This window comes from Streptomyces sp. NPDC018031 (assembly GCF_044327625.1).
Classification (GTDB): Bacteria; Actinomycetota; Actinomycetes; order Streptomycetales; family Streptomycetaceae; genus Streptomyces.
The window spans coordinates 444,020-465,927 of record NZ_JBIRFT010000004.1; the positions used below are offsets into that span (position 1 = coordinate 444,020).

The window sequence follows — 21,908 nt, forward strand, 5'->3', positions numbered from 1 at the left end:
GAATCACTCCTTACGGCGACCGGGGGAATCCTCTTAAGGTGTGCAGTATTGATGAGCCCGGACGGTCGAGGAGGACCCGCGGTGTCTGAGAAGAGCCCCAAGCTGCGCGCTGCGCTGGACGGCATTCCTACCTACAAGCCCGGGAAGCCCGCTGCCGCGGGTGGCCCGGTCGCCTTCAAGCTGTCCTCCAACGAGAACCCGTATCCGCCGCTGCCGGGCGTGCTGGAGAGCGCCACCCGGGCGGCCGGAACGTTCAACCGGTACCCCGACATGGGCTGTACCGCGCTGCTGGCGGAGCTCGCGGAGCGCTTCGACGTACCGGTGGAGCACCTGGCGACCGGCACCGGGTCGGTGGGCATCGCCCAGCAGCTGGTCCAGTCGACCGCCGGGCCGGGGGACGAGGTGCTGTACGCCTGGCGGTCGTTCGAGGCGTACCCGATCGTCACCCAGATCTCGGGCGCGACCTCGGTGCAGGTGCCGCTGGACGAGAACGAGGGCCACGACCTGGACGCGATGGCCGCGGCGATCACCGACCGGACCCGGCTGATCTTCGTCTGCAACCCCAACAACCCCACCGGTACCGCGATCCGCCGGGCCGAGCTGGAGCGCTTCCTGGACCGGGTGCCGTCCGACGTGCTGGTCGTGCTGGACGAGGCGTACAAGGAGTTCATCCGCGACGAGCAGGTGCCGGACGGCATAGAGCTCTACCGCGACCGGCCGAACGTGTGCGTGCTGCGCACCTTCTCCAAGGCGTACGGGCTGGCCGGGCTGCGGGTCGGTTTCGCGGTGGCGCACGAGCCGGTCGCGGCGGCGCTGCGCAAGACGGCGGTGCCGTTCGGGGTGAGCCAGCTGGCACAGGACGCCGCGGTCGCCTCGCTGCGCAGCGAGGACGCGCTGCGGGAGCGGGTGGACGCGCTGGTGGCGGAGCGGGCGCGGGTGTGTGAGGGGCTGGCCGGCCAGGGCTGGACGGTCTCCGATTCGCAGGCGAACTTCGTCTGGCTGCGGCTGGGGGAGCGCACCCCCGACTTCGCGGCCGCCTGCGAGAAGGCCGGCGTGATCGTCCGGCCGTACGGGACCGAGGGGGTGCGGATCACCATCGGCGAGGTGGAGGCGAACGACATCTTCCTGCGGGCCGCGGAGGAGTTCCGCAAGGCCCTGTAGGGCTGCCGCTGCCCGCCCGTGGGGCGGGTGGCCGGATATCGGCCCCGAAACGCGTAGCTTCTCACAACTGATCGTTTTCGCCCCCTCCCACCCCCCGGTGAGAGGGGGCGAAAACGTGTGCGCCATAATTGCTTGTGAATGTGAACGCGTTCACAAGCGGGAGCTTTGTGCCGCTATGTGGGGGGCGACCGCGGAGGGGTCTGTGGCTGCGGCCACGGTGCGAGCACGACCGTAAGGAGCACGACGTGGATCTGGCTCTGGCGCCGGAGACACTGGCGCGATGGCAGTTCGGCATCACGACCGTCTACCACTTTCTCTTCGTTCCGCTGACCATCAGCCTGGCCGCGTTCACCGCGGGCATGGAGACGGCGTGGGTCCGTACCGGCAAGGAGAAGTACTTCCACGCCACCAAGTTCTGGGGAAAGCTCTTCCTCATCAACATCGCGATGGGGGTGGTCACCGGCATCGTGCAGGAGTTCCAGTTCGGTATGAACTGGTCGGACTACTCCCGCTTCGTCGGTGACGTCTTCGGCGCCCCGCTCGCGATGGAGGCGCTGATCGCCTTCTTCTTCGAGTCGACCTTCATCGGCCTGTGGATCTTCGGCTGGGACAAGCTGCCGAAGAAGCTGCACTGCGCCTGCATCTGGATCGTCGCCGCCGGCACCGTCCTGTCCTCGTACTTCATCCTGGCCGCCAACTCCTGGATGCAGCACCCGGTCGGCTACACCATCGACGAGGCCACCGGAAAGGCCCAGCTCACCGACATCTGGGCGGTGCTCACCCAGAACACCACCGTGGTCGTGGTCTTCCACACCCTCACCGCCGCCTTCCTCACCGGCGCCGCGTTCGTCGTGGGCATCTCCTCCTTCCACCTGTGGCGCGCCAAGCGCGCCCAGGACAAGGGCGAGGAGATCACCGTGGAGCGGCGCAAGCAGATCGGCGCGATGCGGTCCTCGCTCCGCACCGGCCTGGTCCTCGCGGTGGTCGCGGGCCTGGGCACCGCGATCAGCGGCGACGAACTCGGCAAGGTGATGTTCGAGCAGCAGCCGATGAAGATGGCCGCCGCCGAGGCGCTGTGGGAGACCGAGGACCCCGCGCCCTTCGCGATCTTCGCCGTAGGCGACGTCGACGAGGGGCACAACAGCACCGAGCTGGAGATACCCGGCCTGCTGTCCTTCCTCGCGCACAACAACTTCACCGACCCGGTCCCCGGCATCAACGACATCGCAGAACGCGAGGCGGAGCTGTACGGCGGCGACCCCGACGACTACGTCCCCGACATCTTCATGGCCTTCTGGGGCTTCCGGCTGATGATCGGCTTCGGTATGACCTCGTTCGCCGCCGGGCTGGTCGGCCTGTGGGCCACCCGCCGCAAGCTGTGGGTGGCGGAGGAGTTCCGCACCGGCGAGTACCAGGTGCCCCGGCTGATGGTCACCAGGAAGCGGGAGCTGAACCCGTTCCTCACCGGCTGGGCCTGGCGGATCGGCATCCTCACCATGGGCTTCCCGCTGATCGCCAACTCCTTCGGCTGGATCTTCACCGAGATGGGCCGCCAGCCCTGGGCGGTGTACGGGCTGATGAAGACCGGCGACGCGGTCTCCCCCGGCGTCAGCACCGCCGAGGTCATCGTCTCCATGTCCGTCTTCACCCTGCTGTACGGCGTGCTCGCGGTGGTCGAGGTCCGGCTGCTGGCCAAGTACGCCAAGGCGGGCCCCGACGTGAACGACAAGCCGCCGGCCCGCGATCCGCGGCTGCGGCCACCGTCCGGCGGCGCCCCCGGCACCGACCCGGGCGTGACCGCCGACAAGCCGCTGACCTTCGCGTACTGACCGGCCGGAGAGGACACATCGGGCCATGCACCTGCACGACATCTGGTTCCTGCTGATCGCCTTCCTGTGGATCGGCTACTTCTTCCTCGAAGGCTTCGACTTCGGCATCGGGGTCCTCACCCGGACCCTGGCGAAGGACCGCACCGAACGCCGCGTCCTGATCAACACCATCGGCCCGGTCTGGGACGGCAACGAGGTGTGGCTGCTCACCGCGGGCGGCGCGACCTTCGCCGCCTTCCCCGACTGGTACGCCACCCTCTTCAGCGGCTTCTACCTGCCGCTGCTGGCCATCCTGGTCTGCCTCATCGTGCGCGGGGTCGCCTTCGAGTACCGCCACAAGCGGCCCGAGGAGCGGTGGCAGCGCAACTGGGAGCACGCGATCTTCTGGTGCTCGCTGATCCCCGCCTTCCTGTGGGGGGTGGCGTTCGCCAACATCGTGCGCGGCGTGCCGATCGGGCCGGACAAGAACTACGCCGGCGACGTGACGGACCTGCTCAGCCCCTACGCGCTGCTCGGCGGGGCGCTCACCCTGGTGCTCTTCACCTTCCACGGCGCGGTGTTCGCCGCCCTGAAGACGGTGGGCGACATCCGGGCCCGGGCCCGGCGCCAGGCCACCGTGCTGGGCTCGGGGGCCGCGGTGCTGGCGGTGGCGTTCCTGACCTGGACCCAGGCCGACCTGGGCAACGCCCGCAGCCTGGTGGCGCTGTGCGTCGCGGTGGCGGCGCTGGCCGCGGCGCTGGCGATGAACGCCCGCGGCCGGGAGGGATGGGCCTTCGCGCTCTCCGGGATCACCGTGGCGGCCGCCGTCGGCATGCTCTTCCTCGCGCTCTTCCCGGACGTCATGCCGTCCTCGCTCGACCCGCGGTGGAACCTGACCGCCGAGAACGCGGCCTCCAGCCCGTACACGCTCAAGATCATGACCTGGGTGGCGGCCTTCATGACGCCGCTGGTCATGGCCTACCAGGCGTGGACCTACTGGGTGTTCCGCAAGCGGATCGGCACCCAGCACATCCCGACCGGGCACTGAGCGGAGCACAGCGGTGAAGCCGGTAGACCCCCGCCTGCTCCGTCACGCCCGAGCCACCCGCGGCTTCCTCGCCGCGTCCGTGGCGCTCGGGCTGGCGGGGGCCGGGCTCCTCGTCGTCCAGGCCACCCTGATCGCCGAGGTGGTGGTGGGCGCCTTCCAGCAGCAGCGCGGGCCGGACGCCCTGCTGCGCCCGCTGCTGCTGCTGGCGGCGGTGGCGGCGGGCCGGGCGGCGGTCGCCTGGCTCACCGAACTCGCCGCCCACCGGGCGAGCGCGGCGGTCAAGTCCGAACTGCGGATGCGGCTGCTGGCACACGCGACGCGGACCGCGGCGCTGCCGGGCATGGCCCCCGGCAGCGCCCCGGACGCCCCGCGGCACCGGCTGCTGGGCACGGGCGAACTGACGACGCTGGCCACCCGCGGCATCGACGCGCTCGACGACTACTTCGCCCGCTACCTGCCCCAGCTGGGGCTCGCGGTGGTGGTGCCGTGCGCGGTGCTCGCCCGGATCGTCACCGCCGACTGGGTCTCCGCGGCGATCATCGCGGGCACCCTGCCGCTCATCCCGCTGTTCATGGTCCTCATCGGCTGGGCGACCCGGAACCGGATGGACCGGCAGTGGCGGCTGCTCACCCAGCTGTCCGGCCACTTCCTCGACGTGGTCGCCGGGCTCCCCACGCTCAAGGTGTTCGGCCGGGCCAAGGCCCAGGCCGCCTCGATCCGCGCGATCACCGCCGACTACCGCCGGGCGACCCTGCGCACGCTGCGGCTCGCCTTCCTCTCCTCCTTCGCACTGGAACTGCTCGCCACCCTGTCGGTCGCGCTGGTGGCCGTCGGCATCGGGATGCGGCTGGTCCACGGCGAACTGGACCTCACCACCGGGCTGGTGGTGCTGATCCTGGCCCCCGAGGCGTATCTGCCGCTGCGGCAGGTCGGCGCGCACTACCACGCCGCGGCGGAGGGGCTGGCGGCGGCGGACCAGGTGTTCGCGGTGATCGGGGACGGCGCGGACGCGGCGGCCCCGGGGCCGGACGCCCGGGCGGCGGGCGGCGGCGCACGGACGGCGGCGGAGCCGGGCGGACCGGACGCCCGGGCGGCGGTGCCCCCGGCCGGTGCGGAGATCGCGCCGGCGGCGGTGGCCCCGGCCGGTGCGGAGATCGCGCTGGCGGTGGAGGGACTGGTGGTGGCCCGCCCGGGCCGCGCCGCCCCCGCGCTGCCGGAGACGACCTTCACGGTGCGCCGGGGGGAGACGGTGGCGCTGGTCGGCCCCAGCGGCGCCGGCAAGAGCACCCTGCTCGACGCCGTGCTCGGCCTGGTGGCACCCACCGGCGGCCGGGTGCGGGTGGCGGGCGCGGACCTGGCCGACGTCCCGCTGGAGAGCTGGTGGCGGCAGGTGGCGTGGGTGCCCCAGCGGCCCTGTCTGTTCGCCGGCACCCTCGCCGAGAACGTACGGCTGGCCCGGCCGGACGCGGACGACGAGGCGGTGCGCCGGGCGCTGCGGGAGGCCGGCGCACTGGAGTTCGCGGAGGCGCTGCCGGGCGGCATCGAGGCGCGGCTCGGCGAAGGCGGCGGCGGGCTCTCCGCCGGACAGCGGCAGCGGCTGGCCCTGGCCCGGGCGTTCCTGGCGGACCGCCCGGTGCTGCTGCTGGACGAGCCGACGGCGAGCCTGGACGGGGAGACCGAGGCGGGCGTCGTGGACGCGGTCCGACGGCTGGCGGCCGGGCGTACGGTGCTGCTCGTCGTGCACCGGCCCGCCCTGCTGGCGGTCGCGGACCGGGTGATCACCATCGGCGCGCCCGCGGCGACCGAGGAGGGGGCGGGCACCGGGGCGGCGCCGGGGCGGCGGACCGGTCCGGGCGGACCGGAACCGGCGAAGGCAGCGGTGGGCACCGCGGCGGTGGACATCGCGGCGGTGGGCGCCGAAGCGGTGACGGGGGAAGAGCCGGCGGGGGCAGCGGTGGGCACCGCGGCGGAGAAGGAGGAAGCGGCAGCGGCGGCGGCATCTGCGGCGGAAGCGGAGGCGGCACCTGCGGAGGAGGCGGCGGCACCAGCGGCGGTACCGGGCGGACGGGCCGGCTCCCCCGGGGCGCTGCTCCCGCTCCGCGGGGAAGCCCCCCGCTTCGCGCTCGCCCTGCTCCTCGGCAGTCTCGCGCTCGGCAGCGCCGTCGGGCTGATGGCCGTCTCCGGCTGGCTGATCTCGCGTGCCTCGGAGCAGCCGCCGGTCCTCCACCTCATGGTGGCGGTGACCGCGACCCGGGCCTTCGGTATCGGCCGGGCCGTCTTCCGGTACGCGGAACGCCTGGTCTCGCACGACGCCGCCCTCCGGGTTCTGGCGGAGACCCGGGTGGCCGTCTACCGGCGGCTGGAGCGGCTGGCCCCCGCCGGACTGCGGGACAGCCGGCGCGGTGATCTGCTGGCGCGGCTGGTGGGCGACGTGGACGCGCTCCAGGACCATGTGCTGCGCTGGCTGCTCCCGGTCGGCTCGGCGGTGGTGGTGGGCGGCGCCTCGGTCGCCTTCACCGGCTGGCTGCTGCCCGAGGCCGGGGCGGTGCTGGCGGTCGGGTTGCTGACGGCCGGGGTGCTGGTGCCGGCGGTGTCCGGCGCGATCGCCCGCCGGGCGGAGGGGCAGCTCGCCCCGGCCCGCGGCGCGCTCGCCACCCAGGTGGTGGATCTGCTCGCCGGGACGGCGGAACTGAACGTCGCCGGCGCGCTGCCGCGCCGGCTGGAGGCCGTCCGCCGGTGCGACCGGACGCTGACCCGGATCGCCCGTCGTACCGCGGCCGCCGCGGCCACCGGCGCCGGCCTGTCCGCGCTGGTCTGCGGGCTGACGGTGACGGCGGCCGGCTGGGTGGGGGCCGCGGCGGTCGCCGACGGGCGACTGGACGGGGTGTGGCTGGCCGCCGTGGTGCTGACCCCGCTCGCCGCGTTCGAGACGGTCGCCGGGCTGCCCGCGGCGGTGCAGTACCGGCAGCGGGTGCGCAGGTCCGCGCAGCGGGTCGGCGAGGTGCTGGACGCCCCGGCGCCCGTGGTGGAGGGGACCGGGGCGGCCCCCGGATCGCCGTTCCCGCTCGTCGTCAGCGACCTCACCGCCCGCTACCCGGGCCGCCCGGCCCCCGCGCTGCGGGACTTCCGGCTGACCCTCACGGCCGGCCGCCGGGTGGCCGTGGTCGGCGCCTCCGGAGCGGGCAAGTCCACGGTCGCCCAGGTGCTGCTGCGGTTCCTGGACGCCGAATCCGGTTCGTACACCCTGGCCGGCCGGGACGCCGCCGCGCTGGACGGGGACGGCGTACGGCGGCTGGTGGGGCTGTGCGCCCAGGACGCGCACCTGTTCGACAGCTCGCTCCGGGAGAACCTGCGGCTCGCCCTGCCGCGCGGTACTGACGGGCGGCCCGGCGGTGGCGAGGAGGAGGAGCGGCTGCGGGCGGCGCTGCGCGCGGCACGGCTGCTGGACTGGGTCGACGCCCTGCCGGACGGCCTGGACACGCCGGTGGGAGAGTTCGGCGCCCGGCTCTCCGGCGGGCAGCGGCAGCGGCTGGCCCTGGCCCGCGCGCTGCTGGCGGACTTCCCCGTCCTGCTGCTGGACGAGCCCGCCGAACACCTGGACCCGGTGACCGCCGACGCGCTCACCGCGGATCTGCTCGCGGCCACCGAGGGGCGCACCACGGTGCTGATCACCCACCGGCTGGCCGGGCTCGCCGACGGCGCGGTGGACGAGGTGATCGTGCTGGCCGGGGGCCGGATCGTGCAGCGGGGCGGATACCCGGAGCTGGCGGCGGCAGAGGGGCCCTTCCGGACCATGCTGGCGCGGGAACGTGCGGCGGAGGCGGTGGCCGGCCGGGGGAGCCCGGACGGGAGCCCGGTCGGCGGTCGGGGCACGGAGTGCCGATGCGGGGCCGGGGAGCCGGAGGGTGCCCGCGGCCCGGATGGGGTCGGGGTGTCGGAGGGTGCCCGCGGCCCGGATGGGGTCGGGGTGTCGGAGGGTGCCCGCGGCCCGGATGGGGTCGGGGTGTCGGAGGGTGCTCGGTGCCGGTGCGGGGCCGGGGAGCCGGAGGGTGCCCGTGGCCCGGACGGAGCCGGGGTGTCGGAGGGTGCGGCGGGGGCGGAGGGTGCGGATCCGCCGGGGCATCCGGATCACTCGGGGAACAAACGGCATTTTTCTCTGACATAACGCACCGACCGTGCCTACGCTCTGCACCATGGGAGCCTCCGCAGCACCGGATGACGCACAGGGCCCGGAGCCCGGTCCGCACCCGCGGCCGGATCCGGGCCCGCCGCCGGGGACCGGCCGGCCCCCGGTGCCCGGGGCGGCCGGGGCGCACGGTGATGGCGGCACCCGGGACTCCCTGGACGCGGCCACCGAGGCGACCCGCAGCCTCCAGGGCCTGTCCACCGAGCTGACCTCCCGGGTGCCGCGGCTGCTGGAGGCCATGCGCACCATCGGCAGCGAGCTGGACATCCACTCCATGCTCGACCGGATCGCCCGTACCGCGGCCGAGTTCGCCGGGGCCCGGCAGGCCGCCGTCGGGGTGCTGGCACCGTCCGGCCCCGGCCTCTCCGACGTGATCACGTACGGCGTGCCGGACGGTGAGCGGGACGCGCTCGCCGCGCTCCTCGCCGAGCGGCCGGAGGACCCGCGCCCGGGGCCGGCCGAACGGCTGCGGGTGCCGATCCGGGTCCAGGGCCGCCGGTTCGCCGATCTGTACCTGGCGGACAAGCGCGGTGGCGGCCGGTTCAGCCCGTCCGACCTCGGCATGGTCAAGGTGCTGGCGACCGAGGCCGGGATCGCCATCGGGAACGCCCGGCTCTACGAGGCCACCCGGCAGCGCGAGCACTGGATCGACGGTTCGGTCGCCGTCACCACGACGCTGCTCTCCGGCGGGGACGCCGAGGACGCGCTGTCGGTGGTGGCGGAGCAGGCACGCCGGCTGGCCGGCTCGGCGGCGGGCATCGTGCTCGTCCCGGAGGAGAACGGCGGCCTGGAGATCGTCGCCGCCAACGCCGACGACCCCGCCGGGCTGCTCGGCACCGTCGTCTCCCCGCGGGCCGCGATCGTGCCGCAGCTGCTGGCGGGCGAACCGGTCTTCATCGACGACTCGGCCACCGACCCGCGGATGACCGCCGACATCTCCGAGCGGTACGGCCCGAGCATGATGCTGCCGCTGAGCAGCGGGGACCGGGTGCTCGGCATCCTGGCCATCCCGCGCGGGCGCGGCGGCCGCCCCTTCACCGCGCTGGAACGCACGCTGGCCACCCAGTTCGCCGACCAGGCGGCCATGGCGCTGGTGCTCGCCGAGGCGCAGCGCGACCGGGAGCGGCTGGCGGTGTACGAGGACCGGGACCGGATCGCCAGGGACCTGCACGACCTGGTCATCCAGCGGCTCTTCGCGACCGGGATGATGCTGGAGAGCGCGCAGCGCCAGGCCCCGGTACCGGAGGTGCGGGAGCAGATCGGCAAGGCCGTCGACGAACTGGACGCCACCATCCACGAGGTGCGCACCGCCATCTTCGCGCTCCAGCAGGGGCCGGCGGAGGTCCCGTCCGGACTGCGCACCCGGGTGCTGCGCGAGATCGGCACCGCCGCCGTGCCGCTGGGCTTCCAGCCCTCGGTGGCCTTCCTCGGCGCGGTCGACGCCCGGGTCGGCGAGCTGACCGCGAAGAACCTGATCGCCGCGTTGCGCGAGGCGCTGTCCAACGCCCTCCGGCACGCCCGGGCCGGGCGGATCGAGGTCACCGTCGACGCCACCGTGAGGCTGCCGGACGGCCGGGACGGGGTGCGGCTGCGGGTCGCCGACGACGGGGTGGGCATTCCGGCCACCGGCCGCCGCAGCGGACTGCGGAACCTGGCCCGCCGGGCGGAGGCACTCGGCGGGGCCTGCAACTACGGGCCGGGGCTCGGCGCGGACGGCGGGGGCACCTCCCTGGTCTGGGAAGCGCCGCTGTAGCGCGGGCGCCCCGGGCGCCCGCTCACCCGGTCGGGGGTCGGGCACCGAACGGGCAGAAGTAGGACTTTCGTACTCCGATCGGTGTGTGGTGCGCACCGGCCGGGCGTGGCGGCGCCTTCGGCGGGCGGGCCCGGGCGAGCATCGCCGGCATGCGCGTTCCGTTCCGTGGCTGCCCGATCTCCGCCCGGTCCGCGGGTGCCCTCGCGGTGGCCGTCCTCTGCGGGGTGCTGCCGGTGCCCGGGCCCGCGCTCGCCGAAGACGGCGGGAGGGTGCCCGCCGCGGCGGTGCCCGGCCTGGCCGTGCCCGGCCTGGCCGTGCCCGGCCTGGCCGTGCCCGGCCTGGCCGTGCCCGGCCCGGCCGTGCCCGGCCCGGCCGTGCCCGGCCCGGAGGGGCCGGCCCAGGCCGCCGCCGGGACAGGCGCCGACGTCCACGGCCCGGGCACCCCAGGGGAGACCGCGACCCTCGCCGAGGGCCCGGCCGGGTCCGTCACCGGCGGTGCGTACCCGTCCGACCGGTCGCTGCCGGGACCGGCCCTGACCGGACCGGACCCGACCGGCCAAGCGCTCTCCGCGCGGCCCGGCTCCGGATGGCATGCGCACCGGCCCGCCGGCCCCGGCGCCACCGGGGCCGGCCGGGTGGCGGCCGCGCCGGCGGCGCCGGAACCCGCGGCGGGCGGCCCGGCCGCCGTGGTACCCGGCATGCCCGGTCGCGCGGCCCCGGCGCCGGGCACCCGGGCGGGCGCGGAGGTGCTGCGGCTGAGCGAGTGGCTGGCGCGGGCGGAGTGGCGGTACGACCAGGACCGGACGCAGGCCCGCGCCCGGCGGGTGGCGGTGGAGCGGCTGGAACGGCAGCTGCGACGGGAACGCCGCACCGAGGCGAGGCTCCGCCGGGCGGCCGGGCGGCTGGCACGGGCGCAGTACCGCAGCGGGGTGCTGCCGAACGCCCTGCGCAGCCTCAACGCCTTCGACTCCGCCAGCCTGGAGCAGGCGGTGCGGGACCGTTCACTGGTGAGCACGTTGCGGAGGGTGCACGCGGACAACGAGCGGCTGGCCCAACGGGTGCACGCCGAGGCGTTGGCCTCCCGCACCCTGACGTCCCGGCTGCAGCGGCTCGGCGCCGACCGCTCGGACACCGAGCGGAGGCTGGTGGGGGCGCGGGAGGAACTGCGCCGGGCGGCCGACCGGGCGGCGAGCGCGGGACGGTGTCTGGTGCTGTCGGAGGCCCAGCGGAAGGTCGCGGTCGCCACCCCGCCCGCGCTCCCCGAACGGGTCGTGCCGGCGGGCCCGGACGCGTCCGCCCCGACCGGCGGCCGGGCCGGACGCGACGGTGGCACCGAAGGAACCGGGCGCCCCGGTGCGGGCGGCGGACCGGCGGGGTCGCCCGCACCGGGCACGGAGGCCGGCCCGGGCCCGCTCGCCGCTCCCCCGATGCCGGGGACCCCGGTGCGCGAGATGCTGCCCGGCGTCTCGCTGCCGGGGGTCGCGGTGCCCGGGGCCGGGATGGCGGTGCCGCTCGCGGACCGGTCCGGGATCCTGCTGCCCGGCGACGTCGCCCGGCGGGGCGGGCCGGCCGTGCCGGAGCGGGGCGACGGCGCCGCCGCGCGGGTCCCCGCGGCCGCGGGGACGGCGGTCGCGGCGCCGCCGATGACGATGGCGGAGACGGGAGCGGGGGTCGGCGGGCACCGTCCCGCTGGTGCCGCTGGTGCCGCTGGTGCCGCTGGTGCTGCCGGTGCTGCCGGTGCCGTGGAGCCGGGTGTCCCCGGCGGCGGCCCGGACGGCCGGGCCGGTGCCGGCGCGGACGGCGGGACGGACGGGAAGAACACCGGGCACGCGACGAACACTGGGCACACTGGGCACACCGGAAGCCCCGGGGACGCCGGCCGCGCAGGCGCCGGGTATCCCGGGGGCGGTGACCGGACGGTGACCGGGGGGCCGGCCGGACAGGTGCCGGGCCGCGACGCCCCGGGAAGCGGCGGGGGGACGCCCGGCCCGCTCGCCGGGACCCCGCTCGCGCTCCACGGCCCCGGGCCCGACCTGGACTTCGGTGTCCGGCCGCGCACCGGGGCACGGGCCGACGCGGCACCCGAGGCCGACGGCGGCAGCGGCGCCGGCGGGCTCGGCACCTGGACCCTGCCGCTGGTGTCCTACGAGCTGTCGGCCGGGTTCGGCTCCGCCGGCTCCCGCTGGTCGCACGGGCACACCGGGCAGGACTTCGCGGTGCCCGTCGGGACGCCGGTGCGCTCGGTGGGGGCGGGCGAGGTGGTCTCGCTGGGGTGCGGCGGACCGTTCGGCATGAGCATGGTGGTGCGGCACCCGAACGGTGTCCACACCCAGTACGCGCACCTGTCGACCATCCTCGCGGGCGAGGGGGACCGGGTCCGCACCGGTGAGCGGATCGCCCTCTCCGGCAACACCGGCAACTCGACCGGGCCGCACCTGCACTTCGAGGTGCGGCGGACGCCGGAGTTCGGTTCCGGGATGGACCCGGTGCGCTGGCTGGGCGAGCACGGCGTGCAGCTGCGGCCGGGCGTCCGCAGCCACTGACCGGGCGTCTTCGGTCACCGATCGGCCGTCCGCAGCCACTGACCTGGCGTCTTCGGTCACCGACCCGCCGTCCGCAGCCGTTGACCGGCCGCCCGGGCTCACCGACCCGGACCCGCGACCGCGGGTCCGGCGCGAGGCCGGGAAGGGATTCCGGCCGGTGCGGCCCCCGGAGCACCAGGGGCGGTCAGCGGCCGGCCCGGTTCACGCTCCGAGGAGCCGCTCGATCGCGATGGCGACGCCGTCCTCGTTGTTCTCCTCGGTGCGGTGCGTGGTCGCGGCGAGTACCGAGGGGTGGGCGTTGGCCATGGCGTAGGACGTGCCCGCCCAGCCCAGCATCTCCAGGTCGTTCGGCATGTCACCGAAGGCCACCACCTCCTCCGGCGTGATCCCCCGCTCCGCGCAGCACCGGGCGAGGGTGCTCGCCTTGCTCACGCCGAGGCCGCTGACCTCCAGCAGGGCGGTGGGGCTGGAGCGGGTGAACGAGGCAAGGTGCCCGGCGGCCTTGCGGGCCATCGCGAGGAACTCGTCGGGGGCCAGCTCGCGGTGGTTGGCGAGCAGCTTGAGGATCGGGTGCACCTCGTACGTGCTTCCCGCCGCCAGCAGTTCGTCGACGGGGGCGATGAGCGCCCCGGGGTCCAGGTAGAAGGGCGGGTACGCGGGTTCGTAATGGATGCCGCTGGTCCGCTCCACGGCGAACGAGACGCCGGGCGCGGCCTCGCGGAGGGTCTCCACCACGGCGGCGGCGTACTCGCGCTCCAGCGGGTGCACGTCGATCAGCCGGCCGCCGTTGTGCAGGTCGACCACGGCCGCGCCGTTGGCGCAGATGGCCAGGCCGTGACCGTGCACGTGATCGCGTACGACGTCCATCCAGCGGGCCGGGCGGCCGGTGACGAAGAAGACCTCGATGCCGGCCCGCTCGGCGGCGGCGAGTGCGGCGACGGTCCGCGCGGAGACCGTTTTGTCGTCGCGGAGCAGAGTGCCGTCGAGATCGGTGGCGATCAGCCGTGGCGTGGCGGAGAGGGCGGGCGCCGTACGGTCCACGGCCTGGGTCGAGGGCTGCTCGGTAGCTGGAGTCACGTCACCCATCCTCCCGCATATGCCTCGCACGGGTGCCCGAAGGGGCGCGTGTATCAGCCATCACTCTCCGCCTTCGGCCCCGGCGGCCCGCCGCGCGTTCCCGGCGGTTCCCCGGCGCTCACCAGGGGACGCGTGGGTGCCGTCCGTCGGCCGTCCGCCGGTTCTCCGGGGACATCCGGGGGCATCCGGGGGGCATCCGGGGGGTGGGGGCACGGGGCAGCCCCGGGGGCGGGGGTGGGGGTCGCCGCCGGGCCGGACGGGCCTGAGGCCGGCCCGGCCCCAGGCCCGTCCGGAGGGCCGCCGGCACGGCTTAGGCTCGAGGGCATGCGTCTGAGCACTGTGATCCTTCCCGTCCGCCGCTGGTCCGAGGGCGGCCGCGAGGTGTGGCAGCGGGCCGAGCAACTGGGTTTCCACGCCGCGTACACCTATGACCACCTGTCGTGGCGGTCCTTCCGGGACGGGCCGTGGTTCGGCGCCGTCCCCACCCTCACGGCCGCCGCCACGGCCACCTCCACGCTCCGCCTGGGCACCCTGGTGACCTCGCCGAACTTCCGGCACCCGGTGACCCTCGCCAAGGAACTGATCTCCCTGGACGACATCTCCGGCGGCCGGGTCACGTTGGGCATCGGGGCGGGCGGGTCGGGTTTCGACGCCTCGGCGCTGCTGCGGGAGGACGAGGAGGCCTGGAAGCCGCGCGAACGGGCCGACCGCTTCGCCGAGTTCGTGCCGCTGCTCGACCGGCTGCTGACCCATGAGGTGGTCTCGCACGAGGGCGCCTTCTACTCCGCCCAGGAGGTGCGGAACATACCGGGCTGTGTGCAGCGGCCCCGGCTGCCGTTCGCGGTCGCCGCGACCGGACCGCGCGGGCTGCGGCTGGCCGCCCGGTACGGACAGGCATGGGTGACCACCGGCGACCCGAAGATCGCCGACACCGGCACCCCGGCCGAGTCGGTGGTCGCGGTGGCCCGGCAGATCGAGGCGCTGCGCGCGGCGTGCGAGGAGGCCGGACGGGACGCCGCGGAGCTGGACAAGATCATGCTCACCGGCTTCACCCCGGACCGCAACGGACCGCTGGAATCGCTGGACGCCTTCGTCGACTTCGCGGGCGCCCACGCGGAGCTGGGCATCGACGAGATCGTGCTGCACTGGCCGATCCCGGACTCCGACTTCGGCACCGACCTCAAGGTCTTCGAGCGGATCGCCACCGAGGGCCTGGCGCGGCTGGCCGCCCGGTAGCGGCCACCGGAAGCGGGGGCGGACGCGGGGCGGGCGCCATCCGCCGGCGGCATCACCCGGCGGGGCGAGCGCTGCCGGCCCCGTCTCCGCCGCCCCCGGTCCGCCCCGTCTCCGCCGCCCCGCCTGTCCCGGCCGTGCCTCCACTGCTCCCGCCTCCGCCGGCTGTCCGCCGCGCACCGGCGCCCCGCGCTTCCGAGTCGCCGGTCGGCCCGCGCCGCCCGGCCGCCCGCACGCCGCGCCCCGGCGCCCGAGCCCCTGCGCGGCCGGTCCGCGTCCGCCGTTCCGTGTCGCCCGGCCCCGCCTCCGCCTGTCCCGGCCGTGCCTCCACCGCTCCCGCCGGCTGTCCGTCGCCTCCGCCGTTCCGCGTCGCCCGGATGCCGGTGTGCCGTGGCCGCCGAGCGGGGCCCCGGCCGTCTCCGTCCCTGGTGGCGCCTTGCCCTTTATGCCGCGTAAAGCCGCGAAAGGTGCAGAATCGAGGGTGGAGGTCGGTACTCATGGCGCGTACCCGGTTCGCCCCCGATCGCGGCCTGGCGACCCGCATGGTCGGCACGATGTTCCTCATAGGGCTGCTCTACGTGGTCTTCGTCGGTGTGCTGCTGGTGCTGCTGGGCAACTCCTGGCCGCTGATCCTGCTGCTCGTGGGGGGCATGTTCATCACCCAGTTCTGGTTCAGCGACCGGATCGCCGCGTTCAGCATGGGGGCCCGGGAGGTGACCCCGGAACAGGCCCCGGAGCTGCACGGCGCGGTCGACCGGCTGTGCGCACTCGCCGACATGCCCAAGCCCCGGGTGGCGATCGCCGAGAGCGACGTGCCCAATGCCTTCGCCACGGGGCGGAACCAGCGCCAGGCGCTGGTGTGCGCCACCACCGGGCTGATGCGGAGGCTGGAGCCGGAGGAACTGGAAGGCGTGCTGGCGCACGAGCTGTCGCACGTGGCGCACCGGGACGTGGCGGTGATGACCATCGCCTCGTTCCTCGGCGTGCTCGCGGGCGTGATCACCCGGGTCGCGCTGTGGGGCGGGTTCACCCGGGGCAACGGCCGGGACAACAACACCGCCATCCTGATGCTGATCGTGCCGCTGGTCAGCGCCGTCGTCTACGCCATCAGCTTCCTGCTCACCCGGCTGCTGTCCCGGTACCGCGAGCTGTCCGCCGACCGGGCCGGGGCGCTGCTCACCGGCCGCCCCTCGGCACTCGCCTCGGCGCTCACCAAGGTCACCGGGCAGATGGCCCGCATCCCCACCCGGGACCTGCGGCAGGCCGAGCCGTACAACGCCTTCTACTTCGCCCCGGCGCTCTCCGGCGAGAGCATGAAGCGGCTGTTCTCCTCCCATCCCACCCTGGAACAGCGCCTGGACCAGCTCGGACGGATCTCCACCCAGCTCGGAAGGGGCTGACCGGTGGGCTTCCTCGACGTCATCCTGGGACGCAGCAAACCGGTGCGCCCCGACCTCGACCAGCTCTTCGGGCTGCCGTCCGCCGCGATCACCCTGGAGGCGGCGCTCGGGTTCGTGCCGACCGGACAGGGAGCGGTGTGCTTCGCGAGCGTCGAAGGCGGTGCGTTCGAACGGCTGCGGCAGGACGTGCGGGCCCTGCTGGACGCCGATGCCGACCGGGGCGGCGTACCCGTGGAGTTCAGCCGGGACGAGTACGGCTACACCTGGCTGCTCGCCCGGCAGCCGCCCGAGGACACGGCGGCGCTCGTCAACGATCTGCACGCGGTCAACAGCGGCCTGGAGGGCAGCGGGTTCGGGCCGCAACTCCTCTGCTCCCTCATGGTGTTCCGCCGCGCACCGGACCAACCGGACGGCGTCCCGGGGCGCGACCCGCTGCTGGCGCTGGTGTACCTGTACAAGCGCGGCTCCTTCTACCCGTTCGCCCCGCTGCCGGGCCGGCCGGAGAAACGGGACAACGCGCTGGAGCTGCAGGTGAGATCACTGCTCGCGGACGATCTGCGGATCGAGCGGGATCTGTCCCGCTGGTTCCCCGTGTGGGGCGCGCCCGGCCTGTGACCCGGGACGGTACGCCGTCCCGGCCCGCGACCGGCCGGGACCGGCCCGGGTCGGCCGTCCGGCCCCGACGGCAGCGGGCCCGCCCGTGGTCGGGGCGTCCGGGGCCGGCCGTGGCGGGGCGTCCGGGGCCGGTGCGGGCGCCGGTCAGTCGGGGAAGCGGAGGAACGCGGGCGGGACCCCGGCCACCAGCCAGACCCCGTTGGCGCTGACCTGGAAGCTGTGCCCGGCCCGGTGCATGGCACCCGCGTCGACCGGGACGACCACCGGGACACCCCGCCGGGCGCCCACGCGGGTCGCCGTCTCCCGGTCGGGTGACAGGTGCACCGCGTGCCGGTTCATCGGGCGCAGCCCCTCGGCGCGGATCGCGGGCAGGAACCGCGCCACCGTGCCGTGGTACAGGTACGGCGGGGGCTCGGCGACCGGGAGGCAGAGGTCGACGTCGACCGTGTGTCCCTGGTTGGCGCGGATACGGTCACCCTCGACCGCGTACCGCTGCTTGTCGTTGGAGCGGACCACCTCGTCGAGTTCGGCGCGGGTGAACCGGAAGCCGTGGGCACCGGCTGCCGCGATCAGTTCGCCGACCTCCACCCAGCCGTGCGGGTCGAGGGTGATCCCGATCCGCTCCGGCTGATGCCGCAGATGCCGGGCCAGGTACTTGGAGATCTTCACCTTGCGTCTGTCGTCCATCACCTCTCATCGTGCCGTCGCCGCCCGCGCCCCGCATCCCCTTTCCACGCGGGAACCCGGCTGCCGCCCGGGGCCCGCCATGGTGCGGACCGGACCGGAGGCCGGCGTCGCGGCGGGACGCGGGGCCCGTCCTGACGCGGCGCGTCCCGTCACGGCCCGCAGGTGCGGTCCCGGCGCGCGGCGAGGGCGTCCATGGTGCGGGCGCGCACCTCACGGTCCGCCGCCGCGGCGATGAAGTCGGCGGTGGCATCGGCACCCACCAGGGCGCGGACCGCCTCGACCGTCTCCACGGGCAGCGTCACCGTCCGGCCCCGACCGTCCTCCGCCGCCCGCTGAGGGTGGGCCCCGCCGGGTGCCTCCCGGGGCCGGCCACCGCCCGGCCCGTCCCCGGTGCCTGATGGCGGGGACGGGGCGACCGGAGCCACTGGGGCATCCGGCGACCGGCCCACCGGCCCCGGATCGTCCGGCGGCCGACCTGCCACCCCCGGCGGGTCCGCCGCCGGGTCGGCCGCCTCCGGGTCGGCCGCCTCCGGTATGTGCGGTGAACGACCGTCCGCCCCTGGCCGGTCCGTCGCCTGCGCGGCCGCCCCTGATACGTCCGTCACCGGCACCTCTGGGCCGGGCACGGCCGACCCCCGCACCGCCGCCCCCGGCACCGCCGACCCGGGCACGGCCGTCCCCGGTATGGCCGTTGCCGACAGGTCCGGCTCCGGCGCGTCCGGCTCCGGCGCGTCCGGGCCCGACGCGTCCGGGCCCGGCACGTCCGGGCCCGGCACGTCCGTTGCCGACGAGCCCCCTGCCGACGAGCCCCTTGCCGACGAGTCCGGCCCTGGCGGGTCCGTCGCAGGCGTGTCCGTCGGTGACGGCGCCTGCCGGGTGGTGGCGAAGTCGGCCAACTGCCGCCGCACATAGCGGGTCGCCTGGGCGCGCATGGCGCGGGCCAGTTCCGCCTCCACGCTCTGCTGTGCGAGCGGCCGTAGCCGGCGCACCAGCGTGGCGGCCTCCGCGATCCCGGCGTCGGTGGGCGGGTCGTCCAGGAAGCGCCGGAAGACATGCTCGGTGGTGAACTCCAGGAACCGGCCGGCGATCCGCTCCACCTGCCCGCGCAGCTCCCGGAGCTGGGCGGCCACCGCGGGGAGCGGAACGCCCGCCGTGTGCAGCTCCCGGGCGACGGCCAGTTCGGCCGGGCTCGGCACGAGGTACTCGTCCGGGCGCCCGGGGACCGGTTCCAGCACCCCCAGCTCCACCGCCTCCCGGAGCGCCTCTTCCTGCCGTTCCCCGTCGAAGAGACCGGCCAGCTCGGCCCGGGTCACCGGGACCGGGCGCTCTCTGCTCCACGGGCCCCCCACCTCGGCGACGAGCCCGAGCACCCCGCCCAGCCCGCGGCCCGCGTCCCAGGCCTCCAGCAACTCCTTGATGCTGGCCAGGGTGTAGCCCCGGTCCAGCAGCTCGGCTATCTGCCGGAGCCGGGCCAGATGGGCCTCGCCGTACACGTTCGCCCGGCCACGGCGCTCCGGCCGGGGGAGCAGCCCGCGGTCCTGGTACCCGCGGATGGTGCGGACCGTGGCGCCGCTGCGGTGCGCCAGGTCCTCGATCCGGTACTCCGCGCCCCCGCCCGCCGGGCCGTTGCCGGAGGGGGCGGCGGCGGCCCCGGCCCCCGGGGCGGGCCCCGCACCCGGCCACGCGGCGGGCGGGCCGGCGGCGATGTGGCCGCCGTGCGGCCGGGCGGGCACCGCCGGGGCGGAATCCGGGGACCCGGCGCCGCCCGGCGGTGTGGCGGAGTGAGGCGGTGCGGGGGTCGGCGGTGGCGGGTGACCGGACACGCGTGGCTGCTCCTGGTGCTAGACCGACAGGTTGATCCGGGCCAGCGCCCGGGATGCCTTCGGCGATATTCGGCCCAGGATTCGGGCGACCCGCGCCTCCGGGGTGACGGGCACCACCGCCTCGTTGTGCGCCACGGCCCGCAGCACCGCCTCGGCGACCTTCTCCGGCGGGTAGTTCCGCTTGGCGTAGAGCCGGGAGGACCGCTCCTGCCGGCGTCTCTGCTCCTGCTCCGGGACACCGGTGAAGCGGGTGGTCGCGGTGATGTTGGTGTGCACGAAGCCCGGGCAGATCGCGGAGACCCCGATGCCCTGGCCGGCCAGCTCGGCGCGGAGGCATTCGCTGAGCATCAGCACGGCCGCCTTGGACGTGCTGTAGGCGGACAGCGACCGGGAGGGCTGGTAGCCGGCGAGTGAGGCGGTGTTCACGATGTGCCCGCCCTGCCCGCGCTCGGCCATCCGCCGGCCGAAGGCCCGGCAGCCGTGGATGACCCCCCACAGGTTGACGTCCAGCAGCTTGCGCCAGTCCTCCGTGGTGGTGTCCAGGAACGAACCCGCCATCCCTATGCCCGCGTTGTTCACCAGCACGTCCACCACGCCGTACTCACCGGTGACCTTCTCGGCGAGCTTCTCCATCGCCGCCTCGTCGGCGACGTCGGCGGTCTCCGCCCAGGCCCGCGGCGCGCCGAGCAGCCGGGCCAGCTCCGCGGTGCGGGCGGCGCCTTCCGCGTCCCGGTCGACGGCCACCACCCGGGCGCCCGCCTCGGCGAAGGCGAAGGCGGTGGCCCGGCCGATACCGCTGGCCGCGCCGGTCACCAGCACCAGCCGGCCGCCGAACCGGTCGGCGAACGGCGCCGCGGGACTCTTGGCGACCGGCGCCCGGCCCCCGCTCTCCTCCCGTGCGGTGACGAACTCCCCGATCCAGGCGGCGAGCTGGTCCGGCCGGGTGCGGGGTACCCAGTGCCGGGCGTCGATGGTGCGCCGGGTCAGGTCCGGCACCCACTCGTCCAGGTCGTCGTAGAGCCGGGGGGACAGGTAGGCGTCACCGGTCGGGACGATCAGCTGCACCGGCGCGTGGGCGTACGCGTCGTCACGCGGCTGCCGCATCCGGGAACGGACGTTGTCCCGGTAGAGCCACGCGCCGTGCGCCGCGTCGTCCGGCAGCGAGGGGGTCGGGTAGTCCCCGGCCGGTACCTTCTCCACCCGCTCCAGCATCCCGGGCCAGCGCCTGCCGAGCGGGCCGCGCCAGGCCGCCTCCGGGAGCTTCGGGGTGTGCAGCGCGTACACGTACCAGGATTTGGCGCCCTGGCCGAGGAGGTGGGCCAGCCGGCGCGGGGTGGGGCGGGACCTCCGCCGCTTGACCCAGTGTCCGAAGTGGTCCAGGGAAGGGCCGGAGACGGAGGTGAAGGAGGCGATGCGGCCCGCGGTGCGCGGCACCGTGACGAACTCCCACCCCTGCACCGAGCCCCAGTCGTGGCCGACCAGGTGCACCGGCCGGCCCGGGCTGACCGCGTCGGCCACCGTCAGGAAGTCGTCGGTCAGCCTGGCCAGGGTGTAGCCGCCGCGCAGTGGGGAGGGGGCGCTGGACCGGCCGCAGCCGCGGACGTCGTACGCCACCACGTGGAAGCGGTCGGCGAGCCGCCGGGCGACCTCCGTCCACACCTCCTTGCTGTCCGGGTAGCCGTGCACCAGCAGCACCGTCGGCCGGCCCGGGTCCCCCCACTCGGCGACGCACAGCTCCACCTCGCCGGTGTGGATCCGGCGCTCCGTCCCGCCCGCCGCTTCCGTCATCACGCGGTTCCCTTCTCCTGCTCGGTCCTCGTGTACCGCGGTCGTGCGGCGCCCTCCCGGCGCCGCACGTGCGGCAGGTCGTCGTCCGGCCAGGACGCGTGCTGCTGCGGAACCCGGGAGTCGGCGACCACCAGGCCCTCCTCGAACCCGGTCCCGACGCCGCGAACCCCCGGATGCGGTTCGACGCCCACGGACCGGGCCGCCGCGGGTGGCCGGAGAACCGGTACCGGCTCCACAGCGGTGAACCGCCGACCGGAGCCGCGCCACCCAGCAGCACGCCGATGCCCGGCTGTGCACCGATGCCCGGCTGTGCACTGACGCGTGGCTGTGCGCCGACGCACGGCGGCAGGCCGCCGCTGCATCACTGAGGTCATCGCCGTCCCCCCGGCGCCGCCCGCCGCCGGGCGCCGCCCATCCGTAACCGACCAACCTGACACTGATGAATGTGACAATCGCCGACGGCTGCGTCAAGGGTCGGAAGCCGCCTGTGGATACCGGCGGTAACCCCCGCCCGGCGGCAGCGCGGAGGCGGTAGCCCGCCGCGCCGGTTCGGGTGGTGGCCGCGCGGTGCCCCGGCGATGGCCGCCGCGCCCCGGCGGCGGTGGCGCCCCGGCGGTGGCCGCGCGTCGCTCCGGCGGCCGCCCGGGCGGCGCCGCCGACCGCGCCGATTACCACGGGCGACCCCGACGCGGGACCGCCCCCGGGACCCCTTGCCCCTACGGGTCCGTCAGCCCGGAGAAGTACGCGGATTCCATCGTCTGGGCTGACGTCCGGCCGGGGACCCGG

General features: G+C 75.5%; 12 protein-coding genes and 2 pseudogenes. 9 read left to right on the forward strand and 5 right to left on the reverse strand.

The annotated features are described in order from the left end of the window. Nucleotides 1-81 precede the first annotated feature (81 nt). The 6 genes from hisC (at nucleotide 82) to ACH4B3_RS14255 (ending at nucleotide 12,499) form a co-directional block, all read left to right on the forward strand. Nucleotides 82-1,161 (forward strand): histidinol-phosphate transaminase, encoded by a 1,080-nt coding sequence (gene hisC / locus ACH4B3_RS14230; RefSeq protein WP_398463097.1) that lies wholly within the window; start codon nucleotides 82-84, stop codon nucleotides 1,159-1,161. Between the two features lie 245 nt (nucleotides 1,162-1,406). Further along, nucleotides 1,407-2,990 carry a cytochrome ubiquinol oxidase subunit I gene (locus ACH4B3_RS14235; RefSeq protein WP_398463098.1) on the forward strand — a complete coding sequence of 528 codons (1,584 nt, stop codon included), beginning with the start codon at nucleotides 1,407-1,409 and terminating at the stop codon, nucleotides 2,988-2,990. Between the two features lie 25 nt (nucleotides 2,991-3,015). After that, the gene (gene cydB / locus ACH4B3_RS14240) at nucleotides 3,016-4,017 is read left to right on the forward strand and encodes a cytochrome d ubiquinol oxidase subunit II (RefSeq protein ID WP_398463099.1); all 1,002 of its coding nucleotides are present in this window, start codon (nucleotides 3,016-3,018) and stop codon (nucleotides 4,015-4,017) included. 13 nt (nucleotides 4,018-4,030) lie between these two features. After that, nucleotides 4,031-8,182 carry a thiol reductant ABC exporter subunit CydD gene (gene cydD / locus ACH4B3_RS14245; protein ID WP_398463100.1) on the forward strand — a complete coding sequence of 1,384 codons (4,152 nt, stop codon included), beginning with the start codon at nucleotides 4,031-4,033 and terminating at the stop codon, nucleotides 8,180-8,182. 28 nt (nucleotides 8,183-8,210) lie between these two features. Then, nucleotides 8,211-9,956: a GAF domain-containing protein gene (locus ACH4B3_RS14250; RefSeq protein ID WP_398463101.1), complete on the forward strand. Its 1,746-nt coding sequence runs from the start codon at nucleotides 8,211-8,213 to the stop codon at nucleotides 9,954-9,956. 149 nt (nucleotides 9,957-10,105) lie between these two features. Next, nucleotides 10,106-12,499 carry a peptidoglycan DD-metalloendopeptidase family protein gene (locus ACH4B3_RS14255; protein WP_398463102.1) on the forward strand — a complete coding sequence of 798 codons (2,394 nt, stop codon included), beginning with the start codon at nucleotides 10,106-10,108 and terminating at the stop codon, nucleotides 12,497-12,499. A gap of 201 nt (nucleotides 12,500-12,700) precedes the next feature. Here the strand turns inward: ACH4B3_RS14255 and ACH4B3_RS14260 are convergent, their stop codons facing one another. Next, on the reverse strand, nucleotides 12,701-13,585 hold the full coding sequence (locus ACH4B3_RS14260; RefSeq protein WP_398463103.1) for an HAD family hydrolase: 885 nt from the start codon (nucleotides 13,583-13,585) through the stop codon (nucleotides 12,701-12,703). A gap of 315 nt (nucleotides 13,586-13,900) precedes the next feature. On the opposite strand from ACH4B3_RS14260, the gene ACH4B3_RS14265 reads away from it, so the two are divergent. The 3 genes from ACH4B3_RS14265 to ACH4B3_RS14275 all read left to right on the forward strand — a co-directional run bounded on the left by ACH4B3_RS14265 (nucleotide 13,901) and on the right by ACH4B3_RS14275 (nucleotide 16,824). Continuing rightward, complete coding sequence (locus tag ACH4B3_RS14265) at nucleotides 13,901-14,812, forward strand: LLM class flavin-dependent oxidoreductase (RefSeq protein WP_398463104.1); 912 nt, start codon at nucleotides 13,901-13,903, stop codon at nucleotides 14,810-14,812. A 494-nt stretch (nucleotides 14,813-15,306) separates the two neighbouring features. After that, the gene (gene htpX / locus ACH4B3_RS14270; RefSeq protein ID WP_398463105.1) at nucleotides 15,307-16,209 is read left to right on the forward strand and encodes a zinc metalloprotease HtpX; all 903 of its coding nucleotides are present in this window, start codon (nucleotides 15,307-15,309) and stop codon (nucleotides 16,207-16,209) included. A gap of 3 nt (nucleotides 16,210-16,212) precedes the next feature. Beyond that, the gene (locus tag ACH4B3_RS14275) at nucleotides 16,213-16,824 is read left to right on the forward strand and encodes a hypothetical protein (protein ID WP_398463106.1); all 612 of its coding nucleotides are present in this window, start codon (nucleotides 16,213-16,215) and stop codon (nucleotides 16,822-16,824) included. A gap of 144 nt (nucleotides 16,825-16,968) precedes the next feature. Here ACH4B3_RS14275 and ACH4B3_RS14280 read toward each other — a convergent pair whose 3' ends face one another. From ACH4B3_RS14280 to ACH4B3_RS14295, 4 genes and pseudogenes are all read right to left on the reverse strand, one after another. Beyond that, the gene (locus ACH4B3_RS14280) at nucleotides 16,969-17,511 is read right to left on the reverse strand and encodes an RNA 2'-phosphotransferase (protein WP_398463107.1); all 543 of its coding nucleotides are present in this window, start codon (nucleotides 17,509-17,511) and stop codon (nucleotides 16,969-16,971) included. Between the two features lie 866 nt (nucleotides 17,512-18,377). Beyond that, nucleotides 18,378-19,106, reverse strand: a pseudogene (locus tag ACH4B3_RS14285) (MerR family transcriptional regulator); the annotation flags it as partial. 246 nt (nucleotides 19,107-19,352) lie between these two features. Continuing rightward, on the reverse strand, nucleotides 19,353-21,122 hold the full coding sequence (locus ACH4B3_RS14290; RefSeq protein ID WP_398463108.1) for an SDR family oxidoreductase: 1,770 nt from the start codon (nucleotides 21,120-21,122) through the stop codon (nucleotides 19,353-19,355). Then, nucleotides 21,122-21,372 (reverse strand): annotated as a pseudogene (locus tag ACH4B3_RS14295) (hypothetical protein); the annotation flags it as partial. The gene ACH4B3_RS14290 and the pseudogene ACH4B3_RS14295, both read right to left, overlap by 1 nt. Nucleotides 21,373-21,908 lie beyond the last annotated feature (536 nt).

What these genes read in the sequence shown, in the direction of transcription:
- cydB (WP_398463099.1), top strand. Translation starts at nt 3,016, where the DNA reads ATGCACCTGCACGACATCTGGTTCCTGCTGATCGCCTTCCTGTGGATC.
- ACH4B3_RS14250 (WP_398463101.1), top strand. Translation starts at nt 8,211, where the DNA reads ATGGGAGCCTCCGCAGCACCGGATGACGCACAGGGCCCGGAGCCCGGT.
- ACH4B3_RS14255 (WP_398463102.1), top strand. Translation starts at nt 10,106, where the DNA reads ATGCGCGTTCCGTTCCGTGGCTGCCCGATCTCCGCCCGGTCCGCGGGT.
- ACH4B3_RS14260 (WP_398463103.1), bottom strand. Translation starts at nt 13,585, where the DNA reads ATGGGTGACGTGACTCCAGCTACCGAGCAGCCCTCGACCCAGGCCGTG.
- ACH4B3_RS14265 (WP_398463104.1), top strand. Translation starts at nt 13,901, where the DNA reads ATGCGTCTGAGCACTGTGATCCTTCCCGTCCGCCGCTGGTCCGAGGGC.
- htpX (WP_398463105.1), top strand. Translation starts at nt 15,307, where the DNA reads ATGGCGCGTACCCGGTTCGCCCCCGATCGCGGCCTGGCGACCCGCATG.
- ACH4B3_RS14280 (WP_398463107.1), bottom strand. Translation starts at nt 17,511, where the DNA reads ATGGACGACAGACGCAAGGTGAAGATCTCCAAGTACCTGGCCCGGCAT.
- ACH4B3_RS14290 (WP_398463108.1), bottom strand. Translation starts at nt 21,122, where the DNA reads ATGACGGAAGCGGCGGGCGGGACGGAGCGCCGGATCCACACCGGCGAG.